The following is an 11547-nucleotide window of genomic DNA, read 5'->3' on the forward strand; positions in this document are numbered from 1 at the left end:
GGCTAAATGTTGTTCAGGACTTCATAGACGGCAGCTCCGAAACGAGCCGGAGCGAAGCATTGATACCTTCCAGTTGGTAGTGGGGTCGCAGGTAAAACCGAGCATTGTACCAGCCGGGGCGACCCTCCACGCTGTCAACCTGGACCTCGGCAGCTGCAAGGGGACGTTTTGCGCGGGCTTTTTCGTCGGCAAAGGCAGGGTTGGCGAGAACGTAGCGGTTGATCCACTCCGTCAGCCAAATCTGCATGTCGGCACGTTCCTTGAATGAGCCGATCTTATCCCGCGCGATCGCTTTCAGGTAATGGGCGAAACGGGAAACCGGGAAAAGGTAGGGCAGATTTGCGCTCAGTCTCTCGTTGGCCTGGGCATCCGGATCGACCAGACGGCCGGCTCGCGCCTCGTCGTCTTGCAAGGAATGGGCGCCGATGAAGGCGGCAATATCAGTGTTCTTTCGATGGAGGATCGGCATCAGCCCGAGCTTGGCGAGCTCGGCCTCGCGCCGATCGTCAATGGCGACCTCGGTCGGGCATTTCATCGCCACCGTCCCGTCGTCGGTCGGGAAGTTGTGGACAGGGAGATTGATCACTGCACCACCGTTCTCGACCCCGCGGATTTGCGTGCCCCAGCCGAACAGCTTGTGGCTGCGGTTGATGTTGACCCCCATCGGGAAGGCCGCGTTCATCCAGACATATCGGTGATGGTCGCCCTGGACCTCTTCCTCGAAGGCGAAGCCCTTCACAGGAACGGTGTCTGCGCCATAAGGCAGCCTCGCCAGCACGCGTGGCATTGTCAACCCTATGTAACGGGCGTCCTCGCTCTCGCGCAGTGACTGCCATGAGGCATAGGCCGGCGACGACACGATCTGTTGCAGGTCCTGCGGGTTCGGCAGTTCCTGCCAGCTTTCCATGCGGAACAGACGGGGGGCGGCGGCTGCGATGAAGGGGGTGTGCGCCGAGGCGCAGATGCCGGACATGTTGCGGAGGAGACCGGCATCCTTCGGGTGATTTGAGAATTCGTAGGCGCCGATCAGGCAGCCAAAGGGGTTACCGCCGAGCATCGAGTATTCGTCGGTGTAGACTTTCTTGAATATGGGGCTTTGGTCCCACATCTGACCCTCGTAATCCTCAAGGGTATCAGCCAACTCCTCCTTCGAAATGTTCATGACGCGGATCTTCAACTTTTGATCCGTCTCGGTATTGTTTACGAGGTACCACAGTCCGCGCCATGTCCCCTCCATCTGAAGCACTTCAGGCGCATGGAGAACTTCGTTGGTCTGCTCGGTCAGCAGCTTGTCGATGCCGGCAATCAAGGACTTGATCGATTTGATCGCGTTGGAAGAGATGACGGTCGATTCTGTACGGCCGCGCGCGGCAAGCGCCAGATTTCTGACCAAGGTTTGAAGCTTGTCGCTGTCGTCTTTTTTGACCTTGAAGTCCTTTTCCAGAAGGTCGCTGAACTCCTGAAGGTCAACTTCTTTGGCTTCCGTAACACCAACCGCAGCGGTTCTTTCCTGTTCGGCCATGGCTCAGACCTCCGACTTGCTGCTATCTTCGAGCGCCTGATTGGCGATCTTTCCCAACAGGGGCTCGTTGTTCAAAAGTTGCGCGATGCGTTTTTCGGCGTCGATGCGGCCATCCATGAAACCGAGCAATTCCTCAAGTTGGCCGCGCATTCTCAAGAGTTCTGCAAGCTGCGGAACTTGTTCGGCAATACGATCCGGCGCGAAATCGGCCATGCTCGTAAAGGTCAGGTCTAGCGCAAGCTCTTCGTCGCGCTCTTCGCCGGCAGGCTGGGGAAGGGTGTTTTTCACGCGAGCCTTGACGCGCGGGCTGAGTGCTTCCATGAAACGACCGAACCTGTTTGCGTCGGTTTCGACAAAGGCGCGGTCCCGGACGGACTTGCGGGCCTCCGGCGTCTGGGAGGCGCCGGCGAGATCAGCCATGACGCCCATCACGAACGGCAATTCGATGGTGGTCGGGCTGCCGTAAGTTTCGACTTCGTAAGCGATTTGGACGCGAGGCGCCCGGTTTCGTTCAATTACCTTGGCCTTAGTTTCGCTCATTGGTGGTCACCTTTCGTCCCAGGGACAGGTTTTTTTCTTTCCGGCACGCCGGCCAGAAGCCGGAATTCCTTCAAACCGGAGGGCGCCAGGTCCTCCATGAGTTCCAGAAAATCCATCGGCACCATGCGTTTGATCCTGTGCGCCAGATGGGGAATAGGACTAGACGGTTCGGTGCGGTCGTAGAAGGCAATGATGAGGTCGATGCACTTTGTGACCTCCTCGCGCGAGGTGAGCCGCGACGGAAAGACTGCCGGTGCTCCGATGTAAGCCGGAGCTGCGTCAGAGATCGTTTTTGCAGGCGCGGTCTCACGATCGAGCGTTTCCTCGTTTGCAGTTTCCTGCCTGGGGCTGGGCTTCGCACGCTCAAGCGTCGAGATCACTCGCTGCAGGAAGCGACTCAGATCCGGCAAGGTCACGCGCACATCCCCGCCGATTCGCCGATTGAGCGATGTCTCGAGGGCCTCCATCGCTGTGGCGGCAGCGTTTGCGCTGACGATAAGCGCGGCCGCCTCGTCCGCGGCTTGTTCCCCAAACGCCGCGCAGCCGATCCTCACGCGATTTAATAACTGGTCATGCTCGCTTACGAGCGACGCCTTCTCAGCGTCGCTCAGTCCGGGTGCAGCCTCGTTGAGAACGGCTCGGGTATCGAGAGCCCCGCGCTCGAGATCGCGCCCTGTGACAGGGCCGACGCTGCGGGGCGCAAAGAAAGTCATCTTGCGAAGATCGCCGAGCAGCCCATCCTTCTCGTTTTGGAGTTGGAGAAGAGCATTGATCCGGCGTAGGGCGGCATCTCGTGGAGGCAAGCCCTCACGAAGTTCCGGATGCATCCTTTCCCAATGCATGTCGAAGGTTCCGGAGATCAGGTTCAAGCCTTCCGCCAGGCCAGCAAGACCCTGTTCATTTGCAAGGGCGCGCGTCACGATCACGAGGAGCCTCAGATCCCGTCCGTGCGGGCGCAACTCTTCTGATTTTCGAAGGACCATCGACCAATCGACAGGGACCTCGGTCCGTGAGACTGGGTTGTTGCGTTCGTCGCGGCTGATCTCGATCTGCGGTTGCACAAGGCGTTCCAACTCGTGGAATCGCCCATCATTCCGCAAGCTTTCGCCCGACGGGTTGTCGCCGTTCAGTGGATTTAACCAGAGAGCCGAGTTGAACAACAGATCCCCCCGTTAACCGACTAGTATTCCCCTACCTTCTTGCTTTTACCACAACTTCTTGTTCTAGACTAATGGCAGATTTCTTCGACTTGCAATTATTTGCGGGTGTCGATCAACCGGGTCGTCATCGAGAGGATCGAGACATGACCGGCCGCTATCACTGCACGCAAATCTTCGGCAAAAGACTTGGTGGACTCGGTTGTTGGCCGAAGTTGAGAGAAAAGCGGCTGGTCGGTCTGCACAGCAATTATCAGAGTTCTGCCGAAGGTGTTGTCGACGGCGAAGGTGAGCTTTGCGGGGTCGGCCGCACCCTCTGCCGTTGGATAGGCGACCCGAACGGTGCGCATGCCATCCGACACGGTCCCGATCTGGGCGATTGCGTGATCGGGTCTCTTGATGTTCGGAAGTACATTGAAGAGATTGCCTGTGACGTCGGCGATGGCGACCCACAAGTACCCCTTGTCGAGCGAGGCCGGCGCAAGCACGTCGATAACCGGATTGTCACCAACCGAATAGATGCCCGACATGTTCGGCTCGGATCTGTCGCCATAGCCAAGAACGATCGTCATCTGACCTTGCGGCGTATCCGGCAACAGCTCTTGAACAACGCACAGCTGGTCGCTGAGTACCGTGGCATCGAAGCGCAGCTCGCGATCTCCGACATGGGGTGCGAGTGCCTGCTGGAGGGCTGCGAGGTCGCCGCTTGAAGCGACGTCTCCTTGGACGGAGATCGTCGATCCGAGGGGAAAGGTGCCGCCCTCCGGTTGTTGAACGCGGAGTGGACCGCAGGTCTCCAGCGGCACGATAAGGGGTTTCAGTTGATCCGGCGACAGATCTCGCGGACCAGCCGCAATACGGGCGACAGGCTGGTAGCCGGCCGCTTTTGCCGCCGCGTTGAATCGTGTGACCGCAGCTTCGCGTCCCGCTTTATCGGGCGCGAGGCCCGTGAGGCGGACCGTTCGATCAGCTATTTCAAGCTTCCACTCGTCAAGCGGAACGGCGGCCGCAAAAAAGACATCGATGTCCTGCGCCCACCGTTCGGATGGAGCGCCCTGGGCGAGTGTGAGGGCGTCATTGGGTGGCGGAAGCCCGACCGTGCGGGTGAAGTTCGCTAGGATTGCCTGATGCTGGTTGGCGTCGGGAGCGAAACCGGCAAGCGTGGGTCGCCCTTGCGCGTCCACCCCGGCAGTGAGTTTGTAGGGCGTCGCGATCGGCAGGGCAGTCGGAGACAAGCTCTGAAAAACCCCGAGAAACCAAAGTCCGCCGATAGCGGCCAGCGCCGCGAGAGGCAGAATTAGAAGCAATGGCCGCAACTTGGGCCCCGTGTCGCGCCCGCCCGGCCGTGCTTTGGCGTGACCAGGTTGCAGCAACCTTCCGATTTCATTGACGACCGCGGCGGCACTCGGTGGCCGGCGGGCCGGGTCAGGCTGAGTGAGGTCGTCGATCAGTGTCTTGAGCGGTTCTGGAACGCCCGAGGTGTCAAGCCGGCGCTCCTTATGACGGACGACCTCGCCTGGACTCCTTCCGACGTCTGGAACCCTTCCGCGAAAGGTTGCGAGCAACGATGCGCCCAAGGCATAAAGGTCGGAGCGCGGCTCCGCTTGCCCATGCATCTGCTCCGGCGCAGCATATTCGTACTTGCCCGCAAACTCGTTACCGACGATTGTGCGCGCCCCTGTGTTGCTGTCCTTGGCGATACCAAAATCGATAATGACGGCTTCCTCCGGCCTGCCGTCGCGAAGGATGATGTTGTCGGGGGAAAGGTCGCGGTGGACGATCTTGCGCTCGTGCGTTGCGACAAGACCTTCGGCCACTCTGTGTGCCACCACTAGCAGATCCCGCGGGGAAGCCCCGCCTTGCTCGAGCCACTCACTGAGCGGCGTGCCAGCAACGTAGTCCATCACCAGATAGACGTGGCCGTCGCCGGTCTGGCTGCAGTCGGTGTAGCGCACGACCGCGTGGTGGGAGATGCTGCGCATTTCCTCCTCTCGCTTCATAAGCTCCAGATAGCCGGCATTTGCCGAGAGCTCCCGCTTCAGCGCCTTGAGCGCCACCACGCGGCGGGTGATCCGGTTGCTTGCTCGATAGACTTCACCTGTTCCACCGCGGCCGAGGACACCCTCGATCTCGTAGGTATTGTTGAGCACCTGTCCTTTGCGGAAGATGTCGCCAGGCAGAGGATCAATCATCTGGAGCCTCCCAGCGCACCCAGTGGGAACCACGCGACATAATGTTCATCAAGAACACGCGGGTCGAATATTTGTCAAGAATACTCTAATGTGGCACGCTGTGACTAGCGATCGAAGACCAGCGACGCCCTATTCAAGATCACATGGTAGGAGCCGACCGACATGCAGCAGAGCTTCAAGCGCAAGGAACTGGTCGGCAAACTCAATCCCGTTTGCTTGCGCGCTTTCAAGGCGGCGGCCGACGCGGCCAAGCTTCGCGGCAATCCCTATATCGAACTCGTTCACTGGATCGAACAGCTGGCCCTGGTCGACCGCGCAGATTTTCAGCTTATCCTCAACGATGCTGGCGTGGATCTCGGCCGGCTTGCTGCCGATATGGCGAGGGCGATAGACAAGCTTCCCTATGGCGCGACCTCCATCGAGGAGTTTTCCGATCACATCTTTCATGCCATCCAGGAGGCCTGGAGCCTGGCAAGCCTGCAGTTCGGATCTGAAGAGGTTCGCGGCGTGCATGTTCTGCTGGCCTGCAGAAAGGTAGCCGTACTTGACGGGCTTCTGTTGAAGATCAGCGCCGAATTCGATCGGATCGAGGCGGATTCCGTCATCCCCCGGCTGGACGACGTGTTGGCCGGATCACTTGAAAATGCCGGCAGGGCCGAAGCTCCAGAACCGTCCCGGAAAAAACGCCCGGCGGGCGGTGATTCCGCATTGGCGAAATACGCAACCGACCTCACCCGGCGCGCACGCGACGGCCAAATTGACCCGGTCCTGGGCCGGGATCCCGAGATTCGTCAGATCGTCGACATCCTCATGCGCCGGCGCCAGAATAACCCGATCCTGACCGGCGAAGCCGGAGTGGGCAAGACGGCGGTGGTCGAGGGTTTTGCACTCCGCCTTGCAGAAGGAGATGTGCCGCCGCCGCTGAAAGGCGTGGCGCTACACCTGCTGGACATCGGTTTGATGCAGGCGGGGGCGAGCGTCAAGGGTGAGTTCGAGAAGCGGCTGAAGACAGTCATCGAGGAAGTCCAGGCATCGGAAACTCCGATCATCCTCTTCATCGATGAAGCTCATACTCTGATCGGGGCAGGCGGGGCAGCGGGAACGGGAGACGCGGCAAATCTTCTTAAACCGGCATTGGCGCGTGGCGAGCTTCGCACGATCGCTGCAACGACATGGGCAGAATACAAGCAGCATATCGAGAAAGACCCGGCTTTGACCCGCCGCTTCCAGGTGGTCAAGGTTGAAGAGCCTGATGAAGAAGCCGCCATCCTGATGTTGCGTGGTGTGGCAGGCGTGTTGGAGAAGCACCACCAGGTGCAGATTCTGGACGAAGCCATCGAGACAGCCGTCAGCCTTTCGCATCGCTATATCCCCGCGCGCCAACTGCCGGACAAGGCAGTCAGCCTACTCGATACGGCCTGCGCGCGCGTGGCGGTATCGCAGCACGCGACACCGGCTGAGGTCGAAGATCTTCTGCGGCGCAAGCAGTCTCTCGAGGTTGAGCAGGGCATCATCGGGCGCGAAGCTGCGATCGGCATCGAGGTCGCAGAGCGCCAGTCGAAGGTCGAAGCCTCGCTCGCTGAGACGGAATCCGCGTTGCTTGCCGGAAAGGCTCGCTGGGAAAAAGAACAGTCAATGGTCTCCAAAATCCTCGATCTACGGGCAAGGCTACGGGGAAAGGGAGTTAAGCTTGATGCGGTGCTGGCCGAGGGAGAGGCGGACGCGGAATTGCCGGCGGCTGCCGACGTGGATCTCCCCGAGCAGGAGCGCGGCGATAGCGTACTCCCGAACCAGGGCGCCGATCTTGCACGGCTCAAGGTGCTAATGGCGGAACTTGCAGGCGTTCAGGGCGAGACGCCGCTCATCCTGCTTTCCGTCGACAGGAACGCTGTGGCCTCCGTCGTGCAGGACTGGACGGGTATTCCCGTTGGCCGGATGCTGACCAGCCAGACTGAAAAAGCGCTACAGCTCGCCAAGGTTCTGGGAGAGCGCGTCGTCGGCCAGGAGTTTGCAATGGAATCGATCGCGCGGCGCGTGCAAACCAGCCGTGCGGGACTTGGCTCACCTGAAAAGCCTGTGGGCGTTTTCCTGCTGTGCGGCCCTTCAGGCGTCGGCAAGACAGAAACGGCGCTGGCGCTCGCCGAAGCGCTCTATGGAGGCGAACAGAATCTGATCTCCATCAACATGTCGGAATTTCAGGAGGCACACACAGTCTCCACTCTCAAGGGTGCCCCTCCCGGCTATGTCGGCTACGGCAAGGGAGGGGTACTGACCGAAGCCGTGCGGCGGCGACCCTATTCCGTCATCTTGCTCGATGAAGTCGAGAAGGCGCACCCGGATGTGCACGAGATCTTCTTCCAGGTTTTCGACAAGGGAATGATGGACGACAGCGAGGGCCGACGGATCGACTTCAGGAACACCCTTATCCTGCTGACGTCGAATGTCGGTTCGGACGTCATCATGAAGCGAACAGACGGCGGCAGGACGCGGCCGCCGCTTGAGGAACTCGAAAGCGCACTGCGGCCGCCACTGCTGAAAGTGTTTCCGCCAGCGTTCCTCGGACGGGTGATTGTCGTGCCCTATTACCCGCTCTCGGATTTAATGATCGATGCGATCACACAACATCATTTCGCCAAGATCGCGCGCCGACTGCGCGCCAGCCATGACGCCGAACTGGTCATCGGGAACGGGGTTCTGGAATTGATCAAGGCTCGGTGCACCTCAGTTGAATCGGGCGGGCGCATGATCGACGCGATCCTGACAAACACGCTTCTGCCGACGCTGAGCCAAGGCGTTCTGAACTGGGCGCTCGAAGGCAAACGCCTCACCAAGGCCACGGTCGGAGCATCTGCCGAAGGCTTCACCTACGCGTTTGAATAAGAAACGTGCTCACGCCGCTAGCAGCTGCGGCCGCCGTTAGCTCACAGCCTGGAATTCTACGCGCCTGTTCTCGTCAGCCTTCGGATTTTCCTGGTTGAGAAGAAACTGCTCGCCTGCACCAACTGCTTCGAGCCGTTCCCGAGCGATGTTGCAATCATCCGTGAAGAAGCGGGTTACCTCCTTCGCGCGCAGCACTGACAGGTGCTGATTGTAGCTTGCGCCTCCGACAGCATCCGTGTGACCGATGATACGGACGAGTTTGATGTCCATATCCTTTATTACTCCGCAAAGCTTCTGCAGCATCGCCTTTTGCTTCGGAGCGATGGCCGCTGAATCGAAGTCGAAATTTACGCGGACGTTGATCTGGTCGTCGGGCGGCAGCTTCCAGTATGTCTGCGGATCGCTTGTCGCCGCTGCGGATACGGCAGTTGTCGGTGATATCGCCGTCGGTTGCGGGGTTGATGGCTGACCTACATCGGGGACAGCTGGAGCAGCTTCGGTCCCTTGGGACGCAATGGCTGCAGGGGCAGCGGGAGCCGGAGCGGTTTTGGCTGCGCCGGTTTCGGGCGTGGCAATTGTCACCGGTATGGCCGCGGCTTTGGGCGTGGAGTTGGAGTTGGTAAGAACCAGGCCACGCGTGGCTCCGAGCCGTGCTGCCTTGAACAACTCGATCTGTCGCTGAAAGCGCTCTTTAAGCGCCGAATCGTTCAGTTCCTGCGCACCCAAATCAGTTTGGGTCACGAAGAATAGAGCGAGAAACACCGTCAGCTTGGTGGTCAGCAGGCGCTTCATCTTACGCTCCTTTGGCAAAAAGGTTTCGCCTCCTATGAAATTACTATAGGATGACTTTGGCGGCAACTGATCCGCTAGCCGCTCTCGCGACGGATCGATTTAATGGGGTTCATCCGATCATGACCCCGGATTCTCGGGACAATGCTTCGACGCGCGTGCCTAACCAGCCGGGCAGGCCACAAGGAGCGGGACTAAGTCATACCGGGCATGTGCGAACAAACAACGAAGACGCGATTCTCACCGATCCCTCGGGCGTCCTTTGGGCAGTAGCTGACGGCATGGGCGGCTACGGCCACGGCGACGTCGCAGCTGACCTGGTCATCGAACAGCTCGCGCTAATCCCGCACACTCCAGTTTCCGGCGCTCACCTCGTTGCTGCGCTGCAGTCAGCCAATTCAGCCGTCCGGCGTTGGGCGGCTTCGGCCAATGTGGCACAGATGGGTGCTACAGTGGTCGCGGCACTCATCGACGGCGGAGCGACGACAATCGCTTGGGTGGGAGATAGCCGGGCCTATCGTTCGCGAGGAGGTGAGCTGCTGCAACTCACGCGCGACCATTCGGTGGTGCAGGAACTTCTCGATGACGGGCGCCTTAGCCCCGCCGCTGTCCGGCAGCACCCGCAATCCCACGTTGTTACTCGGGCAATCGGTGCCGCCGACCGTCTGGACGTGGACTCCGTCGAGGTCGCGCTGGAGCCGGGGGATTTTCTGCTCCTTTGTTCCGATGGATTGACCGATTGTCTTGCCGAGCCCGAGATCATCGCTCACTTGAACGCGCCGAGCCCAGATGCCGCCTGCCGGCGACTGGTAGCCGCCGCTCTCGAACACGGTGCTCCAGACAATGTCTCTGTGATAGTGATTCGGATTGACGGAGATGCAGCGCCTTGAGGCCACTAAATCCGATTGCGGCTGTCGTCATTGGAATGAGCGTCATTCTTGCGGCGGCCGTATTCGCGTTTGTTGGCGACCTGCTTCGAGACACGGACCGTGATCCGAATGCAGGAAGGATCGATCGGCTAACTCAACAGTTCGCTCAGCAGGACAGAGAGATCCAGTCGCTGCGAGCTGAACTGAACTCGGTCAAACGAAAGGTGACAGAACTAGAGGGAAAAGTGAAAGAACTAGCGGAGGCGCCGCGCGCCGAGCCCGTCCCGCCAAGCACCGCCGTCGCCCCGCCGCCCGGGGAACCTCTGAGCCAGCAGTTATTTTTCGACCAGTTCGGCGGTATGGCGCCGCCCGAGGAGACCGAAAATATGACAGAGCCCATGCAGCTGGCGAGGAAGCGCTTCAACGAGGGCATCATGCGCCCGACCCCGGCAGTGCTCCGCCAAATCCTTGGCGAGCCGCGAAGTGTGTACTCCACAAGCTGCCAGCCGGTCACCAACCCGAAATTGCTGAAAACTCTGGTAAGCCGAGACATAGGACATTTCCGCCTGACGATGATCAGGCCCGCCCTCGATTCGCTGGGGCAGATCATGGAGCGCCTCCGAAAGGAGGAGCCGGATATCTATGCCGCGATCGGCACGGCTGGTGCGCTGTGCGCGCGTTATGTGCGAGGCTCGAACAGGTCTGTGTCGTCGCATGCCTGGGGCGCGGCCGTCGATCTGACACTCAAGAAGAACCTCGACAGGATGGGAGATAACAACACGCAGTTCGGACTCGTGGTGCTCGCAGAGTTCTTCAACGATGCCGGCTGGTATTGGGGTGCCGGCTATAGCCGCGAAGATTCCATGCATTTTGAAGTGGGTGAAGCGCTGCTTCGCAAATGGGCCGCGGAGGGCAAACTGTGAGAGACTATGTCCAACCTCCGGGTCGCGATGGTGCGGGAGCGGACGTGCTTCCGGCATTGGCCGAGCCGCTGCTTGGCCTCGCGAAGCGGGCCGAAAGCGAGAAGCGGCCCGATCCGCAGGAGTTGGCCGCGACCGCCCGCATGCTCGTGGCCGAGTTCGAGAAAGAAGGACGCCGCAGGAACGTTCCGCCGGACTGGATTCTGGATGCGCGCGACGCGCTCGTCGCTTTGCTCGATGTCCGTGCGCGCAGCAATCCGGCGCTGCCAATCAAACGATGGGAGCGTGCGCTCGCGGCCGCCCTTCCGATCAGCCACATGATTGGCGCCGATGGTCTCGCCGAAAGGGCCGTCCAGGCCGCGAAAGGGGGTCTGGCGCGGCGCGATCTAGCGCGTTTTCTCGGGCACTGCAGTGAGGCCGTTCAGGCTGCACAGTCGAAGCAGGAGCAGCACAGAACGCGAGCTGATCACGGCCTTGTCTTTCTTGCGGTTGCTCTGTTCTTCGCGATGCTGGTCGCCTGGGCCGGGTGGGCCGAATGGCAGTTTCGCGAGCGGCTGCTGGCACAATTGCCCGACGTCCGGAGCGTTGTGGAAGCTGGCAAGGCCGCCACGCCAGCCGCGCGGGCGACTCAGCTCGATGCCTTCGTGGCGGCGGTCCGGCTCGTTGAGCAGGAGGCCG

The 11547-nt window shown here is 60.4% G+C and carries 8 protein-coding genes; 3 read left to right on the forward strand and 5 right to left on the reverse strand.

Annotated features, from left to right (window positions below; all coding sequences use genetic code 11):
- Positions 1-13: 13 nt before the first annotated feature.
- The 4 genes from tssC to BN1800_RS15075 form a co-directional block, all read right to left on the reverse strand.
- Positions 14-1522, reverse strand: coding sequence for a type VI secretion system contractile sheath large subunit (gene tssC / locus BN1800_RS15060; RefSeq protein WP_086998877.1), 1509 nt, complete (start codon positions 1520-1522; stop codon positions 14-16).
- Between the two features lie 3 nt (positions 1523-1525).
- Entirely contained in the window at positions 1526-2062 is a 537-nt protein-coding gene (gene tssB / locus BN1800_RS15065) for a type VI secretion system contractile sheath small subunit (protein ID WP_086998881.1), read from the reverse strand.
- Positions 2059-3222: a type VI secretion system protein TssA gene (locus BN1800_RS15070; RefSeq protein ID WP_086998884.1), complete on the reverse strand. Its 1164-nt coding sequence runs from the start codon at positions 3220-3222 to the stop codon at positions 2059-2061. Before BN1800_RS15070 ends, tssB begins: the two co-directional genes overlap by 4 nt.
- Positions 3223-3317: 95 nt before the next feature.
- Entirely contained in the window at positions 3318-5411 is a 2094-nt protein-coding gene (locus BN1800_RS15075) for a serine/threonine protein kinase (RefSeq protein ID WP_086998887.1), read from the reverse strand.
- A gap of 162 nt (positions 5412-5573) precedes the next feature.
- Between BN1800_RS15075 and tssH the strand changes: the two genes are divergently transcribed.
- On the forward strand, positions 5574-8291 hold the full coding sequence (tssH, locus tag BN1800_RS15080) for a type VI secretion system ATPase TssH (RefSeq protein WP_086998890.1): 2718 nt from the start codon (positions 5574-5576) through the stop codon (positions 8289-8291).
- A 36-nt stretch (positions 8292-8327) separates the two neighbouring features.
- Here tssH and BN1800_RS15085 read toward each other — a convergent pair whose 3' ends face one another.
- Positions 8328-9083 carry an OmpA family protein gene (locus BN1800_RS15085; protein ID WP_086998893.1) on the reverse strand — a complete coding sequence of 252 codons (756 nt, stop codon included), beginning with the start codon at positions 9081-9083 and terminating at the stop codon, positions 8328-8330.
- Positions 9084-9202: 119 nt separating this feature from the next.
- Between BN1800_RS15085 and BN1800_RS15090 the strand changes: the two genes are divergently transcribed.
- Both BN1800_RS15090 and BN1800_RS15095 read left to right on the forward strand, forming a co-directional pair.
- Positions 9203-9970, forward strand: a complete 768-nt coding sequence (locus BN1800_RS15090) for a PP2C family protein-serine/threonine phosphatase (RefSeq protein WP_086999288.1) — start codon at positions 9203-9205, stop codon at positions 9968-9970.
- A complete protein-coding gene (locus BN1800_RS15095; protein WP_244564509.1) occupies positions 9967-10872 on the forward strand; it encodes a M15 family metallopeptidase in 906 nt (301 codons plus the stop codon). The genes BN1800_RS15090 and BN1800_RS15095 overlap by 4 nt, the downstream gene beginning before the upstream one ends.
- Positions 10873-11547 lie beyond the last annotated feature (675 nt).

It is taken from the genome of Rhizobium sullae (assembly GCF_900169785.1).
Classification (GTDB): Bacteria; Pseudomonadota; Alphaproteobacteria; order Rhizobiales; family Rhizobiaceae; genus Rhizobium; species Rhizobium sullae.